Annotated in this window: 24 protein-coding genes and 1 tRNA gene; 5 read left to right on the top strand and 20 right to left on the bottom strand. The window is 71.0% G+C overall.

Annotation, left to right across the window (positions count from 1 at the left end):
• Window positions 1-88: 88 nt before the first annotated feature.
• Window positions 89-2,203, bottom strand: coding sequence for a transglycosylase domain-containing protein (locus BM333_RS01370; RefSeq protein ID WP_092306521.1), 2,115 nt, complete (start codon window positions 2,201-2,203; stop codon window positions 89-91).
• A gap of 118 nt (window positions 2,204-2,321) precedes the next feature.
• Entirely contained in the window at window positions 2,322-3,299 is a 978-nt protein-coding gene (locus BM333_RS01365; RefSeq protein WP_092306519.1) for an alpha/beta fold hydrolase, read from the bottom strand.
• A gap of 125 nt (window positions 3,300-3,424) precedes the next feature.
• Here BM333_RS01365 and BM333_RS01360 point away from each other — a divergent pair, with 125 nt between their 5' ends.
• On the top strand, window positions 3,425-4,543 hold the full coding sequence (locus BM333_RS01360) for an aromatic ring-hydroxylating oxygenase subunit alpha (RefSeq protein WP_092306517.1): 1,119 nt from the start codon (window positions 3,425-3,427) through the stop codon (window positions 4,541-4,543).
• A 55-nt stretch (window positions 4,544-4,598) separates the two neighbouring features.
• On the opposite strand, the gene BM333_RS01355 is transcribed toward BM333_RS01360, so the two are convergent.
• Window positions 4,599-5,264 carry a TetR/AcrR family transcriptional regulator gene (locus BM333_RS01355; RefSeq protein ID WP_092306515.1) on the bottom strand — a complete coding sequence of 222 codons (666 nt, stop codon included), beginning with the start codon at window positions 5,262-5,264 and terminating at the stop codon, window positions 4,599-4,601.
• 212 nt (window positions 5,265-5,476) lie between these two features.
• Entirely contained in the window at window positions 5,477-7,303 is a 1,827-nt protein-coding gene (locus BM333_RS01350) for a cation:proton antiporter domain-containing protein (protein WP_092306513.1), read from the bottom strand.
• A gap of 176 nt (window positions 7,304-7,479) precedes the next feature.
• Between BM333_RS01350 and BM333_RS01345 the strand changes: the two genes are divergently transcribed.
• On the top strand, window positions 7,480-9,606 hold the full coding sequence (locus tag BM333_RS01345) for a M13 family metallopeptidase (RefSeq protein ID WP_092306511.1): 2,127 nt from the start codon (window positions 7,480-7,482) through the stop codon (window positions 9,604-9,606).
• Between the two features lie 378 nt (window positions 9,607-9,984).
• Here BM333_RS01345 and hisS read toward each other — a convergent pair whose 3' ends face one another.
• The 5 genes from hisS to BM333_RS01320 all read right to left on the bottom strand — a co-directional run bounded on the left by hisS (window position 9,985) and on the right by BM333_RS01320 (window position 14,735).
• Window positions 9,985-11,478, bottom strand: a complete 1,494-nt coding sequence (gene hisS, locus BM333_RS01340) for a histidine--tRNA ligase (RefSeq protein ID WP_092306509.1) — start codon at window positions 11,476-11,478, stop codon at window positions 9,985-9,987.
• 38 nt (window positions 11,479-11,516) lie between these two features.
• The gene (locus BM333_RS01335) at window positions 11,517-12,776 is read right to left on the bottom strand and encodes a DUF418 domain-containing protein (RefSeq protein WP_092306507.1); all 1,260 of its coding nucleotides are present in this window, start codon (window positions 12,774-12,776) and stop codon (window positions 11,517-11,519) included.
• Between the two features lie 80 nt (window positions 12,777-12,856).
• Window positions 12,857-13,426, bottom strand: coding sequence for a phthalate transporter (locus BM333_RS01330; RefSeq protein WP_092306505.1), 570 nt, complete (start codon window positions 13,424-13,426; stop codon window positions 12,857-12,859).
• Window positions 13,423-14,301 (bottom strand): 3-hydroxybutyryl-CoA dehydrogenase, encoded by an 879-nt coding sequence (locus BM333_RS01325; protein ID WP_092306503.1) that lies wholly within the window; start codon window positions 14,299-14,301, stop codon window positions 13,423-13,425. Before BM333_RS01325 ends, BM333_RS01330 begins: the two co-directional genes overlap by 4 nt.
• 128 nt (window positions 14,302-14,429) lie before the next feature.
• Window positions 14,430-14,735: a YggT family protein gene (locus BM333_RS01320; protein ID WP_092306501.1), complete on the bottom strand. Its 306-nt coding sequence runs from the start codon at window positions 14,733-14,735 to the stop codon at window positions 14,430-14,432.
• A gap of 146 nt (window positions 14,736-14,881) precedes the next feature.
• Here BM333_RS01320 and BM333_RS01315 point away from each other — a divergent pair.
• A tRNA-Ala gene (locus BM333_RS01315) sits at window positions 14,882-14,957 on the top strand.
• A 54-nt stretch (window positions 14,958-15,011) separates the two neighbouring features.
• Here BM333_RS01315 and BM333_RS01310 read toward each other — a convergent pair.
• From BM333_RS01310 to BM333_RS01285, 6 genes are all read right to left on the bottom strand, one after another.
• Window positions 15,012-15,599 (bottom strand): lipocalin family protein, encoded by a 588-nt coding sequence (locus tag BM333_RS01310; protein ID WP_092306499.1) that lies wholly within the window; start codon window positions 15,597-15,599, stop codon window positions 15,012-15,014.
• Between the two features lie 47 nt (window positions 15,600-15,646).
• Entirely contained in the window at window positions 15,647-15,937 is a 291-nt protein-coding gene (locus tag BM333_RS01305; RefSeq protein WP_092306497.1) for an HPr family phosphocarrier protein, read from the bottom strand.
• A complete protein-coding gene (locus BM333_RS01300; RefSeq protein ID WP_092306495.1) occupies window positions 15,934-16,338 on the bottom strand; it encodes a PTS sugar transporter subunit IIA in 405 nt (134 codons plus the stop codon). Before BM333_RS01300 ends, BM333_RS01305 begins: the two co-directional genes overlap by 4 nt.
• A gap of 87 nt (window positions 16,339-16,425) precedes the next feature.
• Entirely contained in the window at window positions 16,426-16,860 is a 435-nt protein-coding gene (locus BM333_RS01295; protein WP_092306493.1) for an HPr kinase/phosphorylase, read from the bottom strand.
• Complete coding sequence (locus tag BM333_RS01290; protein ID WP_092306491.1) at window positions 16,857-18,497, bottom strand: sensor histidine kinase; 1,641 nt, start codon at window positions 18,495-18,497, stop codon at window positions 16,857-16,859. The genes BM333_RS01295 and BM333_RS01290 overlap by 4 nt, the downstream gene beginning before the upstream one ends.
• Complete coding sequence (locus tag BM333_RS01285) at window positions 18,466-19,170, bottom strand: two-component response regulator ChvI (protein WP_092306489.1); 705 nt, start codon at window positions 19,168-19,170, stop codon at window positions 18,466-18,468. The genes BM333_RS01290 and BM333_RS01285 overlap by 32 nt, the downstream gene beginning before the upstream one ends.
• A gap of 176 nt (window positions 19,171-19,346) precedes the next feature.
• On the opposite strand from BM333_RS01285, the gene BM333_RS01280 reads away from it, so the two are divergent.
• On the top strand, window positions 19,347-21,065 hold the full coding sequence (locus BM333_RS01280; RefSeq protein ID WP_092306487.1) for a hypothetical protein: 1,719 nt from the start codon (window positions 19,347-19,349) through the stop codon (window positions 21,063-21,065).
• Window positions 21,066-21,071: 6 nt separating this feature from the next.
• Here the strand turns inward: BM333_RS01280 and BM333_RS01275 are convergent, their stop codons facing one another.
• From BM333_RS01275 to BM333_RS01260, 4 genes are all read right to left on the bottom strand, one after another.
• Window positions 21,072-21,413: a TFIIB-type zinc ribbon-containing protein gene (locus BM333_RS01275; protein ID WP_092306485.1), complete on the bottom strand. Its 342-nt coding sequence runs from the start codon at window positions 21,411-21,413 to the stop codon at window positions 21,072-21,074.
• 78 nt (window positions 21,414-21,491) lie between these two features.
• A complete protein-coding gene (locus BM333_RS01270) occupies window positions 21,492-22,148 on the bottom strand; it encodes a glutathione S-transferase family protein (protein WP_092306484.1) in 657 nt (218 codons plus the stop codon).
• Between the two features lie 55 nt (window positions 22,149-22,203).
• Window positions 22,204-22,689 (bottom strand): SRPBCC family protein, encoded by a 486-nt coding sequence (locus tag BM333_RS01265; RefSeq protein WP_092306482.1) that lies wholly within the window; start codon window positions 22,687-22,689, stop codon window positions 22,204-22,206.
• Window positions 22,686-23,030, bottom strand: a complete 345-nt coding sequence (locus tag BM333_RS01260) for an ArsR/SmtB family transcription factor (RefSeq protein ID WP_092306480.1) — start codon at window positions 23,028-23,030, stop codon at window positions 22,686-22,688. Before BM333_RS01260 ends, BM333_RS01265 begins: the two co-directional genes overlap by 4 nt.
• Before the next feature lie 90 nt (window positions 23,031-23,120).
• On the opposite strand from BM333_RS01260, the gene BM333_RS01255 reads away from it, so the two are divergent.
• Window positions 23,121-23,498, top strand: a complete 378-nt coding sequence (locus tag BM333_RS01255) for a hypothetical protein (RefSeq protein WP_092306477.1) — start codon at window positions 23,121-23,123, stop codon at window positions 23,496-23,498.
• Window position 23,499: 1 nt separating this feature from the next.
• Here BM333_RS01255 and BM333_RS01250 read toward each other — a convergent pair whose 3' ends face one another.
• Window positions 23,500-24,522, bottom strand: a complete 1,023-nt coding sequence (locus BM333_RS01250) for a hypothetical protein (RefSeq protein WP_092306475.1) — start codon at window positions 24,520-24,522, stop codon at window positions 23,500-23,502.
• Window positions 24,523-24,554 lie beyond the last annotated feature (32 nt).

The raw sequence follows: 24,554 nt of genomic DNA, 5'->3' as shown, positions 1-24,554 counted from the left end.
GCGGGTTGTCCCGTCTGTCCCGCCTGTCGCCTCTGCATCGCCGGCCGTGTCCCCCTTGTCCCCGTCGCGATGTCTCCATCGCTGACGGTCAGAAGAACAGCGGCTCCGGCTTCCTTTCGGGCGGCGGCGCCGGCTCCGGCCGGGGTTCCTCCCGCCGCGGCTGTTGCGGCTGCGGCTGGGTGGGGCGGACCACCGGCTGGTCGTCGCGACGGGGCGCGGGCTCTCGCGGGAGCGGAGTCAGCTCAGGCATCGGCTCGTCCAGCGGATCGATGGCGGGCGGGCTGTCGCCGAACAGGTCGCCGATCTGGCCCAGCAGGCTCTCGACCGGATCGGGTGCGCGCCAACCCTCGGGCATGGGCGGCCCTGCCGGGATGTCCGGGGCGTTCAGGCGCGGCAGGGCGGCCTGCATGAAGGCCTTCCAGATGGCCGCCGGCGACGAGCCGCCGGTGACGCCGCGCATAGCCGTATTGTCGTCCTTGCCCACCCAGACGGCGGTGACGAAGCCGCCGGTGTAGCCGACGAACCAGGCGTCCTTGTAGTCCGAGGTGGTGCCGGTCTTGCCCGCCAGATCGCGCCCGGCGATGGCCGCCGACCGTCCCGTGCCGCCGGTCATCACGCCGCGCAGCATCTGGTTCTGGTAGTACAGGAACGGATTGGTGATCGCCTGGATCGGCGCGCCGGCGCGGTTGGAGCGCTGGTAGATCACCCGTCCCTGCGGCGTGCGGATGCGGCTGATGCCGTGGGCCTGCACGCGCTTGCCGCCGTTGGCGAAGGCGTCGTAGGCCTGCGCCATTTCCAGCGGCGACACCTCCACCGCGCCCAGCGCCATGGCCGGCTCCAGGCCGATGCGGCTGGTGATGCCCAGCCGCCGGGCGGTGCGCGCGACGTTGTCGCGGCCGACCTGGTCGGCGAGGCCCGCGGCAACGGTGTTGATCGACTGCGCGACCGCCTGCGACAGGGGCATCTCGCCCCTGAAATCGTTGGTGTAATTGCGTGGCGACCAGTTGCCGATCCGGATCGGCGCGTCGTTGACCCGGGTCTCGGGCGTGTAGCCGCTCTCCAGCGCCGTCAGGTAGACGAACGGCTTGAAGGCCGAGCCCGCCTGCCGCCGGGCGTCCACGGCCCGGTTGAACTGGCTGTCGGCGTAGGAGGCGCCGCCGATCATCGCCCGCACCCGGCCCTCGCCGTCCAGCGCCACCAGCGCCGCCTGCTCCACGCCGCGCGACTCGTCCCGGTCGAGGATGCGCCGCACGGCCCGCTCGGCCTGGGTCTGCAGGGTCAGGTCCAGCGTCGTCTCGACGATCATGTCCTCGGTCGGCTCGCCCACCAGCTCCCGGATTTGCTTGTCCAGCCAGTCGACGAAGTACTGGGCGTGCTGGGTGGCGAGGGTCCGCGAGACGCGCACGGGGGCGGTGACCGCCTCGGCCCGCTGTTCCGGTGTGATCACGCCGGCCTCGACCATCTCGTCGAGCACCACGGTGGCGCGGGCGGCGGCGCGCTCGCTCTCCGACACCGGGGAATAGCGCGATGGCGCCTTCAGCAGGCCCGCCAGCAGGGCCGCCTCGCCGACGGTCAGGTCCTTGGCGCCCTTGTCGAAGTAGCGCTGCGAGGCCGCCTCGATGCCGTAGGCGCCCGCGCCGAAATAGACCCGGTTCAGGTAGAGGGCGAGAATCTCCTCCTTGGAGAATTTCATCTCCAGCCACACCGCCAGCATCAGCTCCTGGACCTTGCGCTTCAGGTTCTGGTCCGGGCTGAGGAAGAGGTTCTTGGCCAGCTGCTGGGTCAGGGTCGAGCCGCCCTGCACCACCCGCCCGGCGCGCATGTTGGCGACAATGGCCCGGCTCATGCCGATCGGATCGAAGCCGGGATGGTAGTAGAAGCGCCGGTCCTCGATGGCGATGAAGGCGGCCGGAACGTAATCCGGCAGGGCGTCGAGATCGGCCGGCGGGGCCTGCTGCGTGCCGCGCACCGCGATCAGCGCCCCGTTGCGGTCGAGGTAGGTGATCGAGGGCTGCCGGTCGACATTGTAGAGGGTCGAGGTGTCAGGCAGGTCGCGCGCGAACACGGCGAAGAAGACGACCAGGAAGATCAGGCCCCAGACGGCCAGCACCGCGCTCCAGTAGAGCAGGCGCTGCAGCGGCGTGCGCGCCGCCTTCCCGTCGCCGCCCGAGCCGCGACCGAACCTGAAGCCGGAACCCGCCATCGAAACCTCATCAAGCCTGCCGGTGGTCATAACCGGTCAAGCTGCCGACGGAAACGCCCCCGCGTCTCTCACGCGACCGTGAAGGACGTTTCCGCCGAAACGATGGCCCGGACGCGCCCTATTCTAAAAACGCGTTCACCTCGGCGGCGAATACGGCGGGCTGGTCCAGCATGATGAAGTGGGCGCTGTCATCGATGCGCTTCAGCTCGGCGCCGGGCAGGGTCGCGAACGAGGCCTGGTAGATCCCATCGGTGATCTCGGATGTCATCCGCGGGTCGTTGAACTTCACGTAGAGCACCGTGGTCGGGGCGGTGATGCTGGCCAGCTCGGGCCGCAGGTCGGTGACGATCAGCTCGCGAAAGGCCGAGGCGGCGACCTTCTGGTCGCTGGTCTCCATGTCCCGAAGGGGACCGGCCCGAAGGCTTTCCGTGTTGATCATGCCGGCGATCTGGGCTGCAGCCTGGGCGTTGTAGGCGTCGCGCGGCCCGTTCGCCATGCCGGCGTGGATCTGGTCGGCGACGGGGGCGACGCTCTCGGCCGTGGCGCCCGGGCCGCCGAACATCGCGCCCATGAACGGCACCATGTCCACCACCATCAGCCTGCCGACGCTGTCGGGGTGACGCGCCGCCAGCATCATGGCGATGGTCCCGCCCATCGAATGGCCGATCACCGCCGGCTTCTCCAGACCCTGCTCGGCGATGTAGCGGGCCAGATCCTCGGCCACCGGCGCGGAGACAGGGCCCGTGGCGTTGTCCTCGGCCGGCGCGCCGGCGAAGCCCTGCACATGCACCCGGTGGACCCGGTAACGCCCCTTGAGCGTCTCGGTCAGCCCTTCCCAGACCTCCGGCGAGGAGGTCAGGCCGGGGACGAGGATCACGTCGCCGACCGGGTGCTCCGGTCCGTCGACGCGGACGTGGAAGCGGCCCGATTCGAACGGAGCGTGGGCGTGGCCGTGGTCCCCGTGACCCTGGGGCGCGGCGTGGGCGTCGTGGCCCTGCGCGGCGTGCGCCGCATGGGCGGCGTGGGGATCCTGGGCCAAGGCCGGCGTGGCCGTCAGGGCGGCGGCGGCCAGAACGGCCGTCAGGGTGGTGTTCATCGGGGAGACCTCTCCATCTGCGTCACAACGCCGATATCCGGGATACTTTGTGTTGTAAAGTTCTTTTTGCAGACTCGACATCAGCGACTGGCGGCGGCCCCGGCGGCTCGCCTAGAATAGCAGCCATGACGCCGCCCGACACTGCTCCCGTCGCCGCCGCCCGAGAAGCGCGCACACCGCCGCCGGCCCCCTTCGGGAAGGGATTCGTCCTCGACGCCTGGTACTTCGTCGCCCTCTCGCGCGACGTGGCGCCGGGCTCCCTGAAGCGGCACGAACTGCTGGACGAGCCGGTTCTGATCGGGCGCACGCGGTCGGGCGAGGTCTTCGCCCTGCGCGACATCTGCCCCCACCGGGCGGCGCCGCTTTCGGCGGGCCGCATCGTCGACAAGGGCGAGGGAGAGACCATCGAGTGCCCCTACCACGGGTGGCGCTTCCGCCCCGACGGCGGCTGCGCCGCCATTCCGTCGCTGGTGGAATCCCAGGCCTTCGAGACCGACCGCATCCGCGTGCGGCGCTATCCGGTGCGCGAGAGCCAGGGGCTGGTGTTCATCTGGATGGGCTCGGACCCGCGCGGCGCGGATGAACCCGACCATGAGCCGCCGCAGTTTCCCGGCGTCGTCGGGGGCGGAGCCAGGCTGGTCGAATGGATGGAGTTCGACAGCCACATCGATCACGCCGTGATCGGGCTCATGGACCCCGCCCACGGCCCCTTCGTGCACCAGCAGTGGTGGTGGCGCTCGGAGCATTCGATGCACGAGAAGGCCAAGGCCTTCGAGCCGCGCGAGCACGGCTTCGCCATGGTGCGTCATGCGCCCTCGTCGAACAGCCGCGCCTACCGCATCCTGGGCGGCGCGCCGGCGACCGAGATCACCTTCCGCCTTCCCGGCTATCGCTGGGAGCACATCCAGGTCGGGGACAAGCAGGTGCTGGCCCTGACCTGCCTGACGCCGATCACGGCCGCCCGCACGCGGATCACCCAGATCTTCTGGTCGGACCACTGGGTGTTCGGGCTCGCCAAGCCCTTCCTCCGGCTCGGCGTGGTCGCCTTCCTCAGGCAGGACGGCGGCATGGTGAACCTGCAGAACGAGGGCCTGCGCTACGATCCGGCCCTGATCTGGATCGACGACGCCGACAAGCAGGCCAAGTGGTACCAGCAGCTGAAGCGCGAGTGGGCGAAGAGCCGGGCCGAGGGTCGGCCGTTCGTCAATCCGGTCCAGCCCGTCACCCTGCGCTGGAAAAGCTGAAGGCCGCGACGGGGGTCGCGGCCTTCGCAGGAGTCAGCGGCGGGCCCGGGCGGCGTCACTGCCGGGCGAGCGCGCCGGCCAGGATCACGTCGACCTGCTTCTGCAGCTGGGCGTCAAGCTGCTCCATGTTCCAGCCGTCGTAGGCGGCGCGGCGGTAGTTCGACAGGAAGGCCGCATAGATCAGGTCCGAGAGCAGTCGCACGTCCGCGTCCTGACGCAGCTCGCCTTCGCGGACGCCGGCCTGGACCACATCGGCGACCACCGCAGTCACCGGCTTGATCGCCTCGCGCATGCGCATCTCGGCGGCGACCGGCTGGAACCACGAGCGCGCCACGACGGCCTGGACGAGCGGCAGCTGTTCGAGCGTGCCGTGGTAGGCGGCGGTCAGGGCCGCCAGGATCCGACCACGCACCGAGCTCTCGCTCGCCGCGGCGGCGCGAAGCGTCTCGCCGAGCCGGGCCAGATCCTCGGTCAGGACGGCCTCGAAGAGCTCCGCCTTGTCCTGGAAGTTGGCGAACACCGCGCCGGTCGACATTCCCGCGCCCTTGGCGATGTCGCGGATGGTCGCGGGCTCGTAACCCCGCTCGGCGAAGAGGGCGCGGGCGGCGTCCAGCACCTTCTGCCGGGTCCGCACCTTGGCGGCCTGACGGCGGTTCAGACGGGGGGCTTCGGCCTCGGTCTCGGAGGGGTCGAGGGCGGAGGTTTGGGCGATGTCTCGCATGAAATCGGTACTCGACTATGCGGCGGGGGAGAGCCGCCGGCAGAAAGAAAACGCCGAAGCGATGCTATGGATTCAATGCTCCGGAGAGCGCCGTCGGAGGTTCTCCGACAGTCCGGGGAGGGGTGGCACTCATCACGCAACGATGACCAAAATGGGGTGCCCGGGTTAACGGGCCACAACAGGCGACGGTTAACGGACGACGCCGCTGCGGCTCACCGTCGCAGGGTGGTGCGAAGCGCTCTCGGAGCCCGCGGCGCGTCTCCCTTCGGCATCGCCTCCTGGAACATCTTGCGGAAGCGGTCGCGCCGTTCGTGGATGGAGGCGAGCACCAGCCCCATCGGCACGCCGAGGTCCACCAGGGTGTTCTCGGCCAGCTGCAGGCTGGCCTCGGTCGTCTCCGGAACCGCATCGGTGACGCCAAGTCCGTAGAGGCGCTCGGCGTGGCGGGAATCGCGGGCGCGCGCGATGATGCTGAGGTCGGGGCGGAGCGAGCGGGCAGCGGCGACCACTTCGTCCACCTTCGACGGCGCGTCCATGGTCACCACCAGCGCCCGGGCGGATTCGATGCCGCAGAGCTTCAGCAGTTCGGGCCGCCCCGCGTCGCCATAGAAGACATTGGCCGCCTCGGCCCGCCCCCGGGAGACGGTGGAGGCGTTGGAATCGAGCGCCAGGAACGGCTGGCCGTGCTCGCTCAGCATCTCGCCGACCAGACGCCCCACCCGGCCGAAGCCGACGACCAGCACCTGCGCGGCGACCGCCGCCGGCGCCAGCGCCTCGGGCGGCACGTCCGGCGCCTGCGGAGCGACCCGGATCAGGCGCTGGGCGACCAGCGCCATCAGCGGAATGGTGAAGATGCTGATCGTGGCCGCCAGCATGACGGTGCGCGTGAAAGCGGGGGAAGCGAGGCCCTCGACCAGACCGGCGCCGAGAATGACGAAGGCGAACTCTCCGGCCGGACCGAGCATCAGGGCGGCCTCGATCGCGGTGCGGTTTCCCAGGCCCCAGAGCCTGGCCGCTCCGAAGATAAGCGCGGCCTTCAGGAACGTCATCAGCGCCGCCAGTCCCAGGACGGCGAGCGGGTCGGCGGCGACGGCGTCGAGATCCAGCGCGATGCCGACGCCGACGAAGAAGACGCCGAGCAGCAGACCCTTGAAGGGATCGATGGCCAGTTCGACCTCGCGGCGGAACTCGGTCTCGGCCAGCAGCAGGCCCGCGATCAGCGCGCCAAGGCCCATCGACAGGCCCGCGGCCTGGGCGGCCATGCCGGCCCCGACGACCACCAGCAGACTGGCGGCGACAAACAGTTCCCCCCCTTGGCCGCGGCTGCGCGAACGGGCCACGGAACGGAACATCGGCCGCAGCACCAGCCGTCCGAGCACCACGAGCAGGGCGAGGCCGACCGCGGCGGGGATCAGGGTGAAAAGCGCCGGCCGAAGGATCGACGGGTCGAAATCTCCGCCGCCGCCCATGCTCCGCGCCAGCGCCGCCAGCACCGTTACGGTGATCAGGATGGGGGCGACCGCAAGGTCCTGGGCGAGCAGAACGGCGAAGGTCGCGCGGCCGGCCGGCGCCGTCAGACGTCCGCGTTCGGCCATCACCGGCATGACCACGGCGGTGGAGGACAACGCCAGTCCCATGCCGAGCACCGCCGCGGAGACGAGCGGTTGCCCCATCAGCATGAACACCGCGGCCAGGCCGGCGGCGCAGACCGCCACCTGGGTGAGACCGAGGCCGAACACCAGCCGCCGCATGGCCTTGAGCCGCTCCCACGACAGCTCCAGCCCGATCATGAACAGCAGGAAGGCGACGCCGAGCTCCGAAAGCGAGCGCAGCTGGGCGGCGTCCGAGATGGTGATCCACGACAGCCACGGGACCACGTCGGCGAAGCGCGCCAGTCCGTCGGGGCCGAGCAGCACGCCGGCCGCGAGGAAGCCCAGCACCGGGCTCATCCTGAAGCGGCTGAACAGCGGCACCACGACGCCGGCCGCCGCCAGAAAGACCACCAGATCCCTGTAGTCGCCGCCCGCCTCGCCGTGCATCCGTCCTCCTGCCGGCCCACTATCCCGGCTGGCGCAACCTTCGCCAAGGGGCCCCGGCTCCCGTCGCCGTGTTTTCCCGTCCCGGGTTCATGACAAAAATTTCAGACGACAGCGCCCCCGCGGGGCGTAGGGTCCGGCGCGACGCTCCCCGGAAGGGACGCGAAGTCGAGGGACACATGAAGAAATTGCTGATCGGCGCCGCGCTGGGCGCCCTGCTGCTGCCCGCTTCGGGCGCGCTGGCCCAGGATCACGACCACGCCTGCATCGACGAAGCCTGCACCGTCTTCGAGCTTTTCCAGGCCAGCGAACCCGGCGCGACCGTGACGGGATGGCAGGGGGTCGAGGCGCCCCGCTACGGGACCTGGGGCTTCGATCTCGCCGGTCGCGACACCTCGGTCGAACCGGGCGAGAGCTTCTTCCGGCATGCCAACGGGGCGGCTCTCGACCGGATGCAGATTCCGTCGGACCGCACCTCCTACGGCAGCTTCGCCCTGCTGCGCGAGCTGTCCGACAACCGCCTGAAGGCGATGATCGACGGCCTCGTCGCCCGCACCGATCTCGCGCCGGGCTCCGACGAGGCGAAGATCGCCGACGCCTATCGCGCCTACATGGACGAGGCCCGCATCGAGTCGCTGGACGCCCAGCCGCTGCAGCCCTACCTCGCCGCCATCCGGGCCGCGGACACCCACGACAAGCTGGCCGTCTACATGGGCGAGACCCAGGGCCGCTTCGGCGGGTCGATCTTCGGCACCGGCATCACGATCGACCAGAAGGCGCCGACCCGCTACGTCGTTGCGACCGGCCAGTCGGGCATCGGTCTGCCCAACCGAGACTATTACCTCGAGGAGCGCTGGGCCGAGAAGAAGGCCCTGTACCGCGCCTACGTCGAGCGCATGCTGGAGATGATCGGCTGGGACGATCCCGCCGCCAACGCCGACGCCATTCTCGCTTTCGAGACGCGCATCGCCGAGGCCCACTGGACGCCCATCCAGAACCGCAACCGCGACGAGACCTACAACGAGTACACCATCGCCCAGCTGGCCTCGGAAGCGCCCGGCTTCCCATGGCAGGCCTACTATGACGCCGTCGGCGTCGGCGGGGTGCCGCGCCTGATCGTGCGCCAGGACACGGCCATGCCGAAGATCGCGGCGATCTACGCCGAGACCCCGGTCGAGGTGATCCAGGCCTGGCAGGCCTTCCACACCACGGACGACGCCGCCGGCCTGCTGTCGAAGCGCTTCTCGGACGCCCAGTGGGAGTTCCGCTCGCGCGATCTGCAGGGCCAGCCGGCCCAGCGCAGCCGCGACAAACGCGCCATCAGCTTCGCCGAAGGCATGCTGGGCGAGGCGATCGGCCGCCAGTACGTGGCCGAGTACTTCCCGGCCGAGTCCAAGGCCAAGATGGAGGAGCTGGTCGCCAACCTGCGCACCGCGCTCGGCAACCGCATCAACACCTACGACTGGATGAGCGACGAGACCAAGGCCGCCGCCCAGGACAAGCTGGCCAAGTTCACGGTCAAGATCGGCTACCCGAACAAGTGGCGGGACTATTCGGACCTCGAGATCCGCGGCGACGACCTGTTCGGCAACGCCGAGCGCGCCGGTCTCTTCCAGTGGAACTACCGGCTCAACCGGCTGAATGATCCCGTCGACAAGGACGAGTGGGGCATGTTCCCGCAGACCGTCAACGCCTACTACAACTCGGCCAACAACGAGATCGTCTTTCCGGCCGCCATCCTGCAGCCGCCGTTCTTCGATCCCGACGCCGACCCGGCCGTCAACTACGGCGGCATCGGCGGCGTGATCGGCCACGAGATCGGCCACGGCTTCGACGACCAGGGCTCCAAGTCCGACGGCGACGGGGTGCTGCGCAACTGGTGGACCCCCGAGGACAAGGCCCGCTTCGAGGCCCTGACCACCCGCCTCGGCGCCCAGTACGACCAGTTCGAGCCGATCCCCGGCTTCAACGTCCAGGGCGGACTGACCATGGGCGAGAACATCGGCGACGCGGCCGGCACGGCCGTGGGCCTGGAAGCCTACCACCTGTCGCTTGACGGCCAGCCGGCCCCGGTGATCGACGGCCTGAGCGGCGACCAGCGCTTCTTCTACGGCTGGGCCCAGGTCTGGCAGTCCAAGTACCGCGACGACGCCCTGCGCCAGCAGATCGCCACCGATCCGCACAGCCCGGCCGAGTTCCGCGTCATCGGCCCGCTGCGCAACATCGACGCCTGGTACGACGCCTTCGACGTTCAGCCCGGCGACAAGTACTACCTCGCCCCGGAGGACCGCGTCCGCATCTGGTAGGCGGCGGTTCCATCGAACTGGGGAAGGGCCGGGGCGGCGACGCTCCGGCCCTTTCCTGTTTCAGGGTCGCTGTCGCTCAGCTCGCGGAGCCTTGCTGCTTGAACGGCGAGGGGTCCCTTGCCGAGCCCCGGAGCCTCGCTGGCCGCGCGCGCTGACGCCAGGCTGCAGGCGCAAAAAAGCCCGCCGCGGGGGATACATCGCGGCGGGCTTTCTTTCGCTCTCTGAGGAGCGGACGTTTCCTCCCCGAAACGCCTCCGGGCGGCTGCGGCGTCGAAACGCTGCGCTTCCCGAGTGACGACAGAAAGACGACAAATTCCGGCTCAAGTCAATCGACTGGCCCTCGGCGGCGCGGGATTTTCCTTTGTTATCAGCGATAACTCACGAAGCTGTGCGCGCCGCCTCGACGATGCTCCGGACCGTTGACACAAGCTCGCCGCGGGGGACGAGGCGCTGCCCGGGCCGCTCGGCCTTCCAGGCCTCGTTGTCGGCGACTCCGGCGGCCAGGGCCCGGCCCGCGTCCAGATCCTTGATGGTCACCTGCCCGGCCGCGATCTCGTCGCCGCCCAGGATCACGGCCGCGGGAGCGCCGCGCCGGTCGGCGTACTTCATCTGCGCCTTCATCCCGGCCCGCCCGAGGTAGAGCTCGGCGGGGACGCCGGCGCTGCGCAGCTCGGACACCGCGTCGAGGTAGTGCTGCATGTCGGCTTCCGAGAAGACGATCACCACCACCGGTCCCCGCACGGCGTCCTCATCGCCGCGGCCGGCGGCGCGCAGGGCTGAGGCGAGGCGCGAGACGCCGAACGAGAAGCCGGTCGCCGGCAGCCGCTCTCCGGTGAACCGCGCCACCAGATCGTCGTAGCGTCCGCCGCCGCCGATCGAGCCGAAGCGCACCGCGCGGCCCTTGTCGTCGATGGTCTCCAGCAGCAGTTCGGCCTCGAACACGGCCCCCGTGTAGTACTCCAGTCCGCGCACGATGGTCGGGTCGAAGCGCACCGCCGACTGGTCGACCTTCATGGCGGCCAGCGCCCGGTCGATGGCGGCCAGTTCCTCCAGCGCGGCCTCGCCGATCGCGCCGAGGCCGCCCGCGGCCGCCACCCGCTCCAGCGTCGCCGCCCGCGACAGGCCCGCGTCCCCGGCCGAGGCGAGGAAGGCCTCGATCGTCGCCGCGACGCCCAGCGGCAGGTTGGCCCCCTTCGTGTAGTCGCCGGACTCGTCCAGACGGCCCTCGCCCAGCAGGGCGGCGACCCCCTCCCAGCCCAGCCGGTCGAACTTGTCGATGGCCCGCAGCGCGGTCAGCTTCTGCAGCGGATCGGTCACTCCGCCGGCCTCGAACAGGCCGTCGAACAGCTTGCGGTTCGAGACCCGGATGACCGCCTGCCCCGCCGCCAGCCCGGCGGCCTGGAGGCCCTCGCAGGCCATGGCGATGATCTCGGCGTCCGCCTCCGGGCGGTCGGAGCCGACGGTGTCGGCGTCGCACTGCACGAACTCGCGGAAGCGGCCGGGGCCGGGCTTCTCGTTGCGCCACACCGGGCCGAAGGCGTAGCGGCGGAAGGGCTTGGGCAGGGTCTCCCAGTTCTGCGCCGCGAACCGGGCCAGCGGCGCGGTCAGGTCGTAACGCAGCGCCATCCACTGGTCGTCGTCGTCCTGCAGGGCGAAGACGCCCTCGTTCGGGCGGTCGGCGTCGGGCAGGAACTTGCCCAGCGCATCGGCGTACTCGAACGCCCCGGTCTCCAGCGGCTCGAACCCCCAGCGCTCGTAGACGGCCGAGACCCGCTGCACGAGCCGGCGCTCGGCGACGAGGTCGCGGCCGCGCCGGTCGGCGAACCCTCTGGGATTGCGGGCTTCGGGGCGGGCGGCGGCGGCGTCGGTCATGCCGCGCGCTTAAGCCATCGCCCGCCGCCGGGCAACGATCAGGCGATCGCGGGCTTCCGGATCGCCACAAGCCGGCCGTAGGTCAGGCAGCGCCAGACCCATTCGATCGGTCCCATCTGGAAAGCCGACAGCCACAGCGGCGACCAGATCAGCTGCGCCACCCAGACCGCGGCGACCACCATCCACATCTCGGCGGGGCCGTGCGTGCCGAACCACATCGGCCCCCAGGGCGCATAGTACAGGGTGACCATGATCAGGGTCTGGGTCAGGTAGTTGGTGAAGGCCATGCGCCCTACCGGGACCAGCCAGGTGGTCAGCGTCTTCAGGCCGAAGCGCACCAGCAGCACCAGCACGCTGACGTAGAACAGGGTGATCAGCGGCGCCATGCCGCCGGCGGCGGCGGCGAGACCGCGGGTCGGGTCGGCGTCCTCGCCGGCCATCATGTCCTGCCAGCCCCACACGGCGAAGAGGGCGAGGTTGGCGCCGCCCAGCACCAGCACGACCAGATAGCTCCACAGCGGCGCCCGTCCGGACAGGTAGCCCGCCTTGAACAGACCCAGCCCGAGCATCATCAGCGGCACCGAGACGGGGATCAGGAACGGGCTGGCCAGCAGCTGGAACATGGCCCAGTCCTTCAGGTTCTCGATCAGCCCGGCCGGCCAGCCGCTGCGGTACAGCTCGATCGTGGCGGCGATGGTGGCCGGATCGGAGGCCGGGCCCTGGGCGGCCATCTTCGCCGCGAATTCCGCCGGCAGGTTGGCCATGCCCCAGGAGGCGAGGGTGGCGATCAGCCCCCACAGCAGCGTCAGTCCACCGCCGACCCACAGCAGCCGCCGCGCGCCCCACGAGCGGAACATCATCATGATCAGGCCGCAGTAGGCGTAGTGCAGCAGGATGTCGCCGTACCACAGCAGGGCGCCGTGAAGCAGGCCGAACACGCCCAGCCACAGCAGCCGCCGCGTTAGCACGGGGCCGCGCGCCTCGTCATGCTTCTCGCCCCCGACGAGGAAGATCGAGACCCCGAACAGCATAGTGAACAGGGTGCGGAACTTGTCGGCGAAGAAGACGTCGGTGACCCACCGCCCGATCTGGTCGGCCCGGGACATGTCGACGGGCGGCGCGGCCTCCGAGATCAGCACCTCCGCCGGCCAGCCGAACGAGACGGCGTTGACGACGAGAATCCCCAGGATCGCCCAGCCGCGGAGCATGTCGAGGTTGTGGATCCGGTCCTTCGGCCGGACCGGGCCCAGCGCCGCGTCAGCGGGCCGGGCGGCGGGCGCGAGTTCGATGGCGGCCATGATGTCTCCCCCCGTTCTGGCGTGCGGCAGGTTGGCGGCCGAACGCGGACGGGCCAAGTGAATTCGCCGTCAGGCTCGGCTCACTCGCCGGCCGGATCGCGCATCACCCCCAGCCGGTTGCGGACTTCCGGTTGCGGCGCGAAGGCGATGAAGGCGACGCACAGGCCGGCCCACAGGGCGTAGGCGACGCCGATCAGCACCGCGAACGGCAGGCCGCCGACGCCGTAGATGAGCAGCGAGGTCTCGCTGCCGCCGAGACCCTCGCCGAGACTGGCGGCGCTGAGCCACTGCTGGACGGCGTGCACGAGGGCGAGCATCGCGCCCAGCGCCGCCGCCAGCAGGCCGCCATAGAACATGAAGCGCCACACGACGCCCAGCCGGGTGGACGGCCGTCCGTTCCGCTCGCGCTCGCGCGCCAGCAACCACAGGCCGACGGGGGTCCCCACGGCGCCGACGATCAGCACCGTCAGGCGCCAGTCCATCTCCAGTCCGGGCAGCCAGTTCTTCGGCGGCCAGATCAGCAGGGTCAGCACCATGGGCGGCCACAGGGCGCCGGCGATCGCCGCCAGCACGAGGCGCTGCGGCTCGCGCCGCCAGACCACGCGTTGCTGGCCGGGGAAGTCCTCCGGCGTCTCGAGACGGCGGATCATCGCGTCGGCGCCGGCGTGTCGCCGGAATAGTCATAGAAGCCGCGGCCAGACTTGCGGCCCAGCCAGCCGGCCTCGACGTACTTCACCAGCAGCGGACAGGGCCGGTACTTGCTGTCGGCGAGGCCCTCGTAGAGCACGTTCATGATCGCCAGCACCACGTCCAGACCCATGAAGTCGGCCAGCTCCAGCGGCCCCATCGGGTGGTTCGCGCCCAGCTTCAGCGCCTTGTCGATCGAGGCCACGTTCCCGACGCCCTCGTACAGGGTGTAGATCGCCTCGTTGATCATCGGCACCAGGATGCGGTTGACGATGAAGGCGGGGAAGTCCTCGGCGTTGGTCGTGGTCTTGCCCAGCGACTCGGCGAACGCCACCGCCGTCTCATAGGTCTGCGCCGAGGTGGCGATGCCGCGCACGATCTCGACCAGCTTCATCACCGGGGCCGGCTTCATGAAGTGCAGGCCGATGAAGCGGTCGGGCCGGTCGGTGGCCGAGGCCAGCCGGGTGATCGAGATCGAGGAGGTGTTCGACGCCAGCAGGGTGTCCGGGCCCAGCAGGGGCGTCAATTCGGTCAGGATCGATTTCTTGACCGCCTCGTCCTCGACCGCCGCCTCGATGATCAGGTCGGCCCGGGCGGCCTCGGCCAGCGACGCGGCCGGACGAATGCGGGCCAGCGCGGCGTCCGCGGTCGCCTGCGGGAGCAGGTCCCGGCTCACCTGCCGGGCCAGGCTGGCGGCGATCGCGGCCAGCGCCTGCTGGGGGCGCTCGGCGGCGGCGTCGTACAGGAGGACGTCGTAGCCGCCGGTCGCCACGGTCTGGGCGATGCCGGCGCCCATCTGGCCCGCGCCGACGATGGCGACTGTCTTGATCGTGGTCATGAAGTCCGGATGTCTGCCGGGCCCCGGGGCCCCGTCGGCGGCACCTTAGGACGGCCGCCCGAGCCGTGCAAAGCCGGGACCGCCGCTCTTGCACCGGATGCGCGGCCGCCGTGGCGCCGCGGACGCGGCTAGCCGAGAACCGAGATCAGGAAGGGCGCGCTGGTGCGCATGAAGAGGATCTTCAGGAACTGGATCACCAGGATGGCGACGATGGGGGAGATGTCGATGCCGCCCAGGGTCGGGATGACGCGCCGGAAGGGGGCCAGAATCGGTCCGGTGACCGCGTCGAGGAAGGTCGCCACCTGGCTGACGAAGCGGTTGCGGTGGTTAATGACGTCAAAGGCGAACAGCCAGCTGAGAATGGCGGCGGCGATGATCGCCCACACCATCAGGTCGAGAATGACGCCGACCAGCCAGACGAGGGCGTAACCCATGCGCAGTGCTCCGTAGTTTCGCCGCTTCTAGCGCGGCCGGCCCCGCTCTCCAAGGATTCGCCGCGCGGCGTGACATTTGCCGTGCCAGCCCGTTGACAGGACCGATCCCCCGCCCCTATGTCGCGCCCTCGCCTGAACCCGGAAACGGGGCCGTAGCTCAGTTGGTAGAGCGCGTCGTTCGCAATGACGAGGTCAGGGGTTCGACTCCCCTCGGCTCCACCATCCCGCCTCGCGCTGACGCGCCTCGCCGGATGATGGAAGGGCAGCCCTGAAGCGCTATTGCGAGGCCGGCGGGACGTGGCCTGCGGGCGGTTGTTCGACCGTGCGAAGCAGGGCCAGGTCGTAGCCCAGCGCGCGGGCGCGGTTCATGATCGTCTCGCGCACCGTCGGCGCGGGCGTGGGGGAGCGGCTGAGCAGCCAGAGGTAGCGGCCCGACGGTTCGCCGACGATCGACCACGAGTAGTCGTCGGCGCGGTCCAGCACCCAGTAGTCGCCGAGGAAGAAGGGGCCGAAGAAGGAAACCTTCAGCTTCGCGCCGTCGCCGCCCTCGATCACCCGGGCGCGGCCGTTCGCGACCTTCAGCTCGCCGCCGGGGCTGCCCTGGCGACAGGCGTTGCGCACCCCGACCAGGCCGTCGTCCCGCAAGGTGTATTCGGCGGTCACGCCCTCGCAGCCGCGCTCGAAGCCGTTCTCATAGCGGGCGATCTCGTACCACAGCCCGGCGTAGCGGTTCAGGTCGACCGGCCTGGCCGGCTGGGGCACGGCTGCGTTGCCGACCGGGCCGCGCTGCAGGGTGGCGCAGCCGGCGACCGCCAGGGCGGCTCCGGCGAGAAGAAGGGCGGGCATCAGGCGGGATGGGGACATGGCCGCGGAACGGAGGCGCAGCCGGCCGGTTCCCGCCGGCGAGGCGGCTATTGGTCCTCGTCGAAGCGCCGGTTGACAAGGTCAGCCAGCGCCTCGACCGCCGCCGGGGCGTCGGGACCCTCGGCCTCGATATGGACGTCGCAGCCGTTGCCGGCGCCGAGCATCAGCAGGCCCATGATCGACAGGGCGTTGACCGTCACGCCGTCGCGGGTCACCCGGATCTCGCTCTCGAAGGTCGAGGCCAGCTTGACGAACTTGGCCGAGGCGCGGGCGTGCAGGCCGCGCTGGTTGCAGATGCCGACCACTGCGGTCGCCTTCTCCACGGCGTCGTCGCTCATTTCTCGCCCTGCAGCACCCAGCTGGCGACGGAGATGTATTTGCGACCGGCGTCCTGGGCGTGGGCCACGCACGCCTCCAGCGGCTCGCGGCCGCGCACGCTGGCCAGCTTGATCAGCATCGGCAGGTTCAGGCCGGCGATGACCTCGGCGCGGGTCTCCTCCATCACCGAGATGGCGAGATTCGAGGGCGTCCCGCCGAACATGTCGGTGAGCAGGATGACGCCGTCCCCGTCGTCCACGGCGCGGGCGGCGTCGACGATGTCGCGGCGGCGCCGCTCCATGTCGTCCTCCGGCCCGATGCAGATCGCGGCGACGCCGCGCTGCGGGCCCACCACGTGCTCCATGGCCGAGAGGAATTCCGAGGCCAGTCCCCCGTGGGTGACGATCACCAGCCCGATCATGAAGGCTTCACCAAGACTCGCGCCCCCGCGTCCGGTCGCCCGTGAGCAGACCGCAAGCCGCGCGGAATAGCCCAAACCGTCGCCGGGTTAAAGCCGGGCCAGCGCGACCGCGACCTTTTCGACCGCCGAGGCCTCGCGCGGGTCCAGCTGGAGCAGGGGAACGGCGACGCCTTCCACGGCGCGCATGACTGGCTCGGGCATGCGTTCGACAGGGCCGTGAACCAGCTGGACCGTCAACACCACCCTGGCCAGTCCAAGGGCGGCGACCGGCGTCACGCCGAGGCCGCGGACCTCCATGCGCCCGGCGATGGTGTCGGGACACCGGGCGTAGAGCGCGCCGCCCGAGGCGAACAGATGCACATAGTCGTCGCCGACCAGCCGCCAGCCCCGGCCGATCAGGCGCAGCGCCAGGTCGCTCTTGCCGGCGCCGGGCTGTCCGGCCAGCAGGGCCGCGCGCCACCCTGCGCCGCCGGCCCGGGTGGCGACCGCCGTGGCGTGGAACGGCTGGGTCGCCGCGATCACGGCCGTCGACCCGCCGGAACCGCGGGCAGCGCGACCTCCAGCCGGGCGCCGGTCACGCGTCCGTCGGCGTCGGTGCGGTTGGCGGCCCAGACCCGTCCGCCGTGGGCCTCCACGATCTGGCGGACGATCGACAGGCCGAGCCCCGAATTGGTCCCGAAGGCGGTCCCGCGCGGCCGCGAGGTGTAGAAGCGCTCGAACACCGTCTCCAGGTTCTCGGACGGGATGCCGGGGCCGTCGTCGTCGATCCGCACCCGCACGGGGCGGGTTCCGTCGAGATCGTCCCGGGCCAGCGTCACCCGGACGACCCCGTCCGGCGGGCTGAACGAGCGGGCGTTGTCGATCAGGTTGCGGAACACCTGGCCCAGCGGTCCATCGCGACCGACCACGACCGCATGACCGCCCTCGGGCGGGTCGAACACGACCCGCGCCTCGCCCGGCTTGCGGCCAGCCTCGTAGACCCCGACGATCTCGCCCAGCAGCACCGTCAGGTCGATCGGGCGGGGGCGGTCCCGGTTCAGCTCCGCGTCCAGTCGCGAGGCGTTGGAGATGTCGGTGATCAGCCGGTCCAGCCGCCGCACGTCCTGCTGCAGCAGGGCGGTCAGTTTCTCGCGCTGGGCGTCGGTCTTGACCAGCGGCAGGGTCTCGAGCGCCGAACGGATCGAGGTCAGCGGGTTCTTGATCTCGTGCGACACGTCGGCGGCGAAGGCCTCGATGGCGTCCATGCGGTCGGACAGCGCCGCCGTCATCGTCTCCAGCGATCGCGCCAGGTCGCCGATCTCGTCCTTGCGGCTCTCCAGATCGGGCAGGGAGATGGCGCGGGCCCGCTGCAGGCGCACCTCGTCGGCCGCCGTCGACAGCCGCATCACCGGTCGGGCCACGAACATGTGCATCAGCAGCGACCCCAGCAGGTTCACGCCGAGGGCGACGAGGGCGAACGGCATCAGCGCGCGGCGCTGGGCGTCGAGGGTTTCGTTCACGTCGCCCGCCTCGAGCGTGAGCACGCCGAGCACCTGCTCGACATGGCGGACCGGTATGGACACCGAGACCACCTGGTCGCCCGTTTCGGACATGCGGATGCCCGCCTGGGGCTGGCCGCCAAGGGCGCCGTCGACCTCGGCGGCCAGTTCGGCGCGAGCCTGCTGCAGCGTCCGGGTCTGACGGCCTTCCTCGTCGGGGTCGATCGTCGGCGCGGGCGAACCGGCGGGGAGGGCCGGAGGCAGAGGTCCGCCGGGAATGGCCTCGGTCACTTCGTAGCTGTCGGCCAGCGGGATGCCGTCGACGTCGAACAGGCGCGCGCGCTGGCCTTCCGGGATGAAATTGTCGCGTAGCCAGCGGCTGGCCTCGATCGGATCCAGGGACACTGGTTCGCCGCGGGTGACGCCGATCTGCGGCTCACCCAGCACCCGCACCAGCAGCTCGCCCTGGGCCGTCAGCGTCTCCTGACGCGCCTCGATCAGGCCGCGGCTCCATTCGTTCAGCAGCAGGGCGCCGATGAACAGGATCAGCAGGCTGACGAGATTGAGGGCGAGGATCAGCCCGCCAAGGCGCGATCCGCCGAACCGCCGGGGACGGCGGGGGCGTGCGACCTCGGACGGAGCGTCCGGCTCAGCTCTCGCGGTAGCGGTAGCCGACGCCATACAGGGTCTCGATGGCGTCGAACTCGGGATCGACAACCCGGAACTTCTTGCGCATGCGCTTGACGTGGCTGTCGATGGTGCGGTCGTCGACATAGACCTGGTCGTCGTAGGCGGCGTCCATCAGGTTGTCGCGGCTCTTCACGAAGCCGGGCCGCTGGGCGAGGGCCTGGAGCAGCAGGAACTCCGTGACCGTCAGCTTCACCGGCTTGCCGTCCCAGGTGCACTCGTGCCGGGCGGGGTCCATGGTCAGCTTGCCGCGCTTGATGGCCTTGTTCGAATTCTCGCCGGACGGCTCCGCCTCGCCGCCGTCGGCGCCGGTGCGACGCAGCAGGGCCTTGACCCGTTCGATGAGCAGGCGCTGGCTGAATGGCTTGTGGATGTAGTCGTCGGCGCCGAGGTTGAAGCCGAGGATTTCGTCGATCTCCTCGTCCTTCGAGGTCAGCATGATCACCGGCAGGCTCGAGCTCTGACGCAGGCGGCGCAGCACCTCCATGCCGTCCATGCGCGGCATCTTCACGTCGAGGATGGCCAGGTCGGGCGGCGAGGCTTCGAGCGCTTCGAGCCCCGACGCGCCGTCGTGATAGGCGGTGATCTTGTGGCCATGGCTCTCCAGCGCCAGCGAGACGGAGGCGACGATGTTCTCGTCGTCGTCGACCAGGGTGATGTTGGCCAAGGGGATCTCCTTGCAGGCTCGTCGTCCGCACAGCAACGCGCGGCAAGCGTAACCGTTCTATGCGATCGCGGTGAGAATACGGCGCAAAACATGGGCCGCCGTCGCGGGATTGGCAATGAAACGCGACCTTAAAGTCCCGCCTGCAGAATGGGCGCTCCAACCAGTCTGAGCGTCCCATGGCCGGCCCCGTCCACTACGAAGTCTACGTCCGCAAGACCGCGCCGGCGCCCTGGAGCCTCCAGATGGCGACGGAGGATCGCGCGCATGCGATCCAGAGCGCGGAGGAGTTGCTGGCTGACAACCGGGCGGCGGCGGTGCGGGTCACCAAGGAGACGCTCGACCCCGAGACCATGGAGTTCAACAGCGTGACCGTGCTGACCCGCGGCGCGCCCGAGGTCGCGCGCAAGCGGGTCGTCGCGGACGACCAGTCCGGCCCACGCTGCGGAAGTCCCGAGGATCTCTACGCCGCGACCGCGCGCGAGACGATCGGCCGGGTGCTGGAGGACTGGCTGAAGCGCCAGGGGGTGACCGCCTTCGAACTGCTGCACCGGCCCGACCTTGCGGAACTGCTCGACGCGGCCGGCATCGAGCTGCAGCATGCGGTGCAGAAGGTGGCCGTGCCCGAGAGCCAGGCCGTCGGCCAGCCCGTCCACGACCTTGTCCGCCACTACCAGCGGCTGGCGGACGCCACCATTGGACGGCTGGTATCCGCGGGCCGGAAGAACCGCTTCCCCGACCTCGCCCACCATTCCCTCGCCGACCTCGCCCATCGACTGGACGGGCAGCCGGAACGGGCCTTCATCATGGGCGGGGTGATCGCCGGCGCGCTGAAGGGCGTCCGCGGCGGGCGGGCCCGGCTCGAGCGCCTGATGGATCTCGCCGAGCGGGCGCCGATGGAGGGCCCGCCCCGGGCGCTCGTGCTGGTGGCCATCGAGCAGTTGCTTTGCGAGATGCTCGCCGCCCGCACCAGCCTGGCCGAGGTGCTGGGCCCGTCGCTGGACCAGGGAGCCTCGCTGGCCGCCGTCGTGCGCATGGTCGCCCCGCGCGAGGTCGACATGCTGGTGCGCCAGGATCCCAAGATGGCCCTGCAGGTGCCGGTGGTCGACGGACCGGCCGCCCGTCTCGGGGCCCGTCTGGAGGCGGGCGAGTTCCCGCTGCTCTCGGCCGCCCTGGCCCGCATGGTTCTCCGTGAGCTGATGAGCCCCCGGCGGCTGCGCCCGAACGACGCCGCCGGGGAGATCTACATCCTGCGTGCGCTGGCCATGTCGCTGACCGCCACCGCCGGCCGGCTGCTGACGCTGGAGGAGGTGCAGTCGGCGTTCAACGAGCGTTCGAAATCCCTGGTCACCGCCGACTTCGTCGCCGCCTACGTCAAGTCCTGCACCACCGTGCTGTGCGAGGCGGAGTCCCTGACCCGCCTGTGCGAGAACGTCACCGGCCTGGCGAACAAACGGTCGGCCGCTCGCTGGCTTTCGGCCTGCGTCGGCTCACTGCGGTTCGAGACCGAGATGCGCGGCCAGGGCGCCACGCAGACGGCCGCCCAGAAGCTGGGCGTGCTGGCCGGGCTGCAGCGTTCCATCCGCGCCTGCGGCCTGACCGAGCGGGACGAGGCCGAGATCGTGACGGCGATCGGGACCGTCGGCGGCGCGGTCGAGGCCGACGCCCGGATCGTGGCGATGCTGGCCCGCTCGCCCGCCCCGCTGACGCAGAAGCTCTCCGTCCTCTTGCGTCTCGCCGCGGGAGAGACGGCCCCGCTGGGTCCTGCGGCAGACCGGGCCAAGGCGGAGGCGGTGAAGCTGTTCCGCGCGCCGGAATCCCGCGCCGCGCTTTCCGCCGCGCCGGAGGCGCTCGCCCCCCTGCGCAGCCTGATGCAGGCGGCCGGCCTGGCCGCCTGAGCGGCCTCAGTCGAAGATGTCGAAGATGTCCATCCGCTTCTTCTTCTTGTAGCGGTAGTCGTCGTCGCGCCGGCGATCGTCCCGGTAACGGTCGTCGCGATACCCCTGCTGGCCCCAAGGTTGCGGCGCCGGCTGCTGCGGCGGATACGCCTGCGGCGCGGGCTGGGCTTGCGGCGCGACCTGGGGCGCGGCGGCGCGCCCTTCGGCGGTGGCCGCCTCCATCAGCTTCTCCAGTTCGCCGCGATCCAGCCAGACCCCGCGACAGGTCGGGCACATGTCGAACTGCACCCCGCCGCGTTCGAGGGTCTGCATGGCGGCGTTGTCGTTCGGGCACATCAGCAGCGGCATCGGCGTCTCCTTCTATCGTCCGGAAACAGCTACGGGCGACGAAGGCTCCGGCCAAGCCGGCGCGGCGATCCGCCGCTGTCAGTCCTGCGCGGGCGGCGCCGGCATCAGGTCGCCGTAGGGCGCGGCGTCCTCAAGCGCCCGCATGAAGGCCGGACGCGCCATCAGCCGCGCGTGCCAGGCTCGCAATCTCGGCCGGTCTCCGAACGGAACCAGGCGTCGGGCGTAGGTGGTCAGCGGCGCGCCGGCGCAATCCGCCAGCGTGAAGGTCTCCCCGGCAGCCCAGACGCGTCCGTCCGAAAGCCGCTCCTCCAGCCAGTCCCAGGCGCGCGCCAGCACCTGTGCGTCCTGCTCCGCCCCGAACGGATCGCGGCTCCCGGCTGGCCGGAACCTCTCCTGCACGATCCGGTTCATCGGGCCGCCGACGTAGTGGTCGATCACCCGGTCCACCAGCCGCGCCTCCAGCGCCGCCTCCGGATCGGCGGGAATGAGCCGCCCGCCGCCCGCGTGGCGATCCATCCATTCGATGACCACGCTGGACTCGTAGAAGGCCCGGCCCTCCGCATCGACCAGCGCCGGCATCTTGCCGAACGGCGACACCGCCCGGAACTCGGCCATCAGCGCCTCGTCTGTATGATCCACCACCCGCAGCTCGAACGGCAGGCCCAGCTCGTAGGCCGCCGTCGCCGCCTTCTGCCCGTATCCGGAATAGGGGTGGTGCCAGAGGGTGAAGCTCATCCGATGTCCTTTCGCCCGATGGGGATGGCGCCGCCGGGCGCCCGCACCTTGCCGGTCATCGATGCGTCTCCAGTTCCCGGGCGAGATTCTCCAGCATCTCGGCGCAGCCTTCCTTGCGCAGGGGAATGTGGTCGCCGCCATCGTCGCCGTAATAGACGCCCTGTTCAGTGTAGATCAGCCGCGTGCCGTCGCCGTCGGGGAACAACTCGACGGTGGCCAGGGACGCCGACTCCCGCCGCAGATCGTCGCCCAGTTCGCGACCCATGACGTAAGCGAGGATGATCCGGCTGTTCTCGGCAAGGTCGAGGAAGACCGTCTCGTTGAACCCGACCGGCGTTTCGGGGCCGCCGAAGCGATAGCGCCCGCCGCCATGCGCGCCGATGCGCAGGTCGTGCCGCCAGTCGAGGATCGTCGCGCCGGGGGACTCGACGAACCACCGGCGGAAGGCGTCCGGATCGGACCAGGCGCGGAAGACGCGCGCGGGCGAGGCCTCGTAGCGGCGCTCGAGGGTGAACATGCCGTGGGCGAGCGGATCGGTCATTCGCGGGGCTCCGTTTCGGGTTTGGTCTGCTCGAGGAACAGGCCGAGGCGGTCGAGGCTGCGCTCGACCGACCGGCGACGGTCGTTCAGCCAGCGCTCGGCCGCGGTGAGGGCCTCCGGCTCGACCCGGCAGGTGCGCACCCGCCCGACCTTCTCGCTGACGACCAGGCCTGCGCCCTCCAGCACCTTCAGGTGCTGCATCACCGCCGACATCGACATCGGCAGCGGCCCGGCCAGCTCGCTGACCGAGGCGGGACCGCGCGCCAGCCGCTCGACCATGGCCCGCCGGGTGGGGTCCGACAGGGCCTGAAAGGCGAGATCGAGCGGCTGTTGCTGAAGCATTCACTTAAGTATCGTGGCGACGGTGTTGGCGCAACCCCTCGTTAATCGACGCGGCGCACGCTTCCGGAACTCGTGTTGGGGAGACGCGCGATGTCGACCATCCAGACCGGCGGCTTCCGGCGCCAGCGCGACCATTTCGAGCCGCAGGACGCCGATCCGCAGGAGCAGCGTCGGCTGCGCGGCCTGCTCGAACAGATCGACTACGCCGCCTTCGTCGCCAACCGCGAGGTCATCGGCCAGTTGTTGCCGAAGGTCGACGCGGCCGCCTTCCAGCGGCTGGCGGTGCTAACCGCCACCGCCCGCGGCAAATGGGTGGCCGAGAGCCTGCGCCAGTCCGAGTCGGGAGCGCCGTCCACGGTCGACCAGATCGCCCGGCTGACCGCGGCGCGGGCCGCCTACGAGGAGCTGGCCGAGGCCTACGAGGGCCTGCGCCGCATGGTCGAGCGCGGCTACCTGAGCCTGCGCTGACCTACTGCTGATCCAGCGGCTGCGGCCGGGTGGTGATCGGCGCGTCCGGGTCGACCGGCGGTTGCTCGGCGGCGGTGGGCGGCGGCCCGGCGGGAGCGGCCGGCTCGGTCGGAACGACCACGACCAGAGGCTGCGGCTCGATCGCCGGGGCCGGCGGCGGCGCGACCACGGCGGCGGCCGGCCGGTTGTTCGCGGCCGTCGACGGGGCCGACGGTTCGCTCGACCGGGGCCGCGACGGCGCCGGCTGCGGCGCGGCGCGAGCCGGCGGCGCCGCAGCCGGAGCGACCTCGGCCGAAGTCGGGGGGGCGGAAAGCGGCGTGGCGTCGATCGACGGTTCGAAAGTCTCCGGGGCAGGCGCGGGTGCGACGCCAGTCGCCGTGGCCGACGCCGCCTCCGGCTCGGCCGGAACGCCCCGGCTCAACCACCAGGCGCCCAGTCCCGCCCCCGCGATCACGGCGGCGGCGGCGCCGGCATAGAGCGGCAGACGGCCCGGCGGCCGCGAACGCCGAGGCGCGGCGGGGTCCGCGACGGCGGCGGGCCTTGGCGCGACGGCGGCTGGCTCGGGCGCGCGACGCAAGGCGGTCGCGGGCGCGACGTCGGCGGCGGGCAGCGGCCGCACGGTCAGGTCGGGCTGGCGCGCCGGCTGCGGGGTCTCCGCCGCGGTCGGGCGGACCTCAGGCGCGTCCGTCAGAGGCGCGACCGGACCGGCGGCCGGTGGGGCCTTCGGCGCGGGCGCGGCGGGGGCCGGTCGCGCGGGGGCGGCGCGCGGGATCATGGATCCGCTCAGGATCGAGGCCCCCGGCCGCGCCGGCGGGGCGGCCGGTCGGGCCGCTGGCAGCGGCGCGCGCGGGACGTTCGGGGGCGTCGGCGAGGGAGCGTCCGGCGGCTCCGGCAGCGGGGCGAGGCGCTCGCCCTTCGGCAGCGGACCGGCGCGGAACACGGTCGCGGGCGGGCGGCCCCATTCGACCGGGCGACGGAAGGGCTGCGGGGTCCCGTTGACCCGCGGTTCGCTGGTGTCGGCCATGGCTACTCCGGCGCCGGCGGGCGGCGCGACTC

The organism is Brevundimonas viscosa, assembly GCF_900116065.1.
Lineage (GTDB): Bacteria > Pseudomonadota > Alphaproteobacteria > Caulobacterales > Caulobacteraceae > Brevundimonas > Brevundimonas viscosa.
Note: the sequence above shows the minus strand (reverse complement) of the source record. Positions and strands in the feature narration are given on the sequence as shown.

Excerpts from the sequence above, each read along its gene's own strand:
- BM333_RS01370 (WP_092306521.1), bottom strand. The coding sequence starts at position 2,203 with ATGGCGGGTTCCGGCTTCAGGTTCGGTCGCGGCTCGGGCGGCGACGGG.
- BM333_RS01365 (WP_092306519.1), bottom strand. The coding sequence starts at position 3,299 with ATGAACACCACCCTGACGGCCGTTCTGGCCGCCGCCGCCCTGACGGCC.
- BM333_RS01360 (WP_092306517.1), top strand. The coding sequence starts at position 3,425 with ATGACGCCGCCCGACACTGCTCCCGTCGCCGCCGCCCGAGAAGCGCGC.
- BM333_RS01355 (WP_092306515.1), bottom strand. The coding sequence starts at position 5,264 with ATGCGAGACATCGCCCAAACCTCCGCCCTCGACCCCTCCGAGACCGAG.
- BM333_RS01350 (WP_092306513.1), bottom strand. The coding sequence starts at position 7,303 with ATGCACGGCGAGGCGGGCGGCGACTACAGGGATCTGGTGGTCTTTCTG.
- BM333_RS01345 (WP_092306511.1), top strand. The coding sequence starts at position 7,480 with ATGAAGAAATTGCTGATCGGCGCCGCGCTGGGCGCCCTGCTGCTGCCC.
- hisS (WP_092306509.1), bottom strand. The coding sequence starts at position 11,478 with ATGACCGACGCCGCCGCCGCCCGCCCCGAAGCCCGCAATCCCAGAGGG.
- BM333_RS01335 (WP_092306507.1), bottom strand. The coding sequence starts at position 12,776 with ATGGCCGCCATCGAACTCGCGCCCGCCGCCCGGCCCGCTGACGCGGCG.
- BM333_RS01330 (WP_092306505.1), bottom strand. The coding sequence starts at position 13,426 with ATGATCCGCCGTCTCGAGACGCCGGAGGACTTCCCCGGCCAGCAACGC.
- BM333_RS01325 (WP_092306503.1), bottom strand. The coding sequence starts at position 14,301 with ATGACCACGATCAAGACAGTCGCCATCGTCGGCGCGGGCCAGATGGGC.
- BM333_RS01320 (WP_092306501.1), bottom strand. The coding sequence starts at position 14,735 with ATGGGTTACGCCCTCGTCTGGCTGGTCGGCGTCATTCTCGACCTGATG.
- BM333_RS01310 (WP_092306499.1), bottom strand. The coding sequence starts at position 15,599 with ATGTCCCCATCCCGCCTGATGCCCGCCCTTCTTCTCGCCGGAGCCGCC.
- BM333_RS01305 (WP_092306497.1), bottom strand. The coding sequence starts at position 15,937 with ATGAGCGACGACGCCGTGGAGAAGGCGACCGCAGTGGTCGGCATCTGC.
- BM333_RS01300 (WP_092306495.1), bottom strand. The coding sequence starts at position 16,338 with ATGATCGGGCTGGTGATCGTCACCCACGGGGGACTGGCCTCGGAATTC.
- BM333_RS01290 (WP_092306491.1), bottom strand. The coding sequence starts at position 18,497 with ATGGCGTCGGCTACCGCTACCGCGAGAGCTGAGCCGGACGCTCCGTCC.
- BM333_RS01280 (WP_092306487.1), top strand. The coding sequence starts at position 19,347 with ATGGCCGGCCCCGTCCACTACGAAGTCTACGTCCGCAAGACCGCGCCG.
- BM333_RS01275 (WP_092306485.1), bottom strand. The coding sequence starts at position 21,413 with ATGCCGCTGCTGATGTGCCCGAACGACAACGCCGCCATGCAGACCCTC.
- BM333_RS01270 (WP_092306484.1), bottom strand. The coding sequence starts at position 22,148 with ATGAGCTTCACCCTCTGGCACCACCCCTATTCCGGATACGGGCAGAAG.
- BM333_RS01265 (WP_092306482.1), bottom strand. The coding sequence starts at position 22,689 with ATGACCGATCCGCTCGCCCACGGCATGTTCACCCTCGAGCGCCGCTAC.
- BM333_RS01260 (WP_092306480.1), bottom strand. The coding sequence starts at position 23,030 with ATGCTTCAGCAACAGCCGCTCGATCTCGCCTTTCAGGCCCTGTCGGAC.
- BM333_RS01255 (WP_092306477.1), top strand. The coding sequence starts at position 23,121 with ATGTCGACCATCCAGACCGGCGGCTTCCGGCGCCAGCGCGACCATTTC.
- BM333_RS01250 (WP_092306475.1), bottom strand. The coding sequence starts at position 24,522 with ATGGCCGACACCAGCGAACCGCGGGTCAACGGGACCCCGCAGCCCTTC.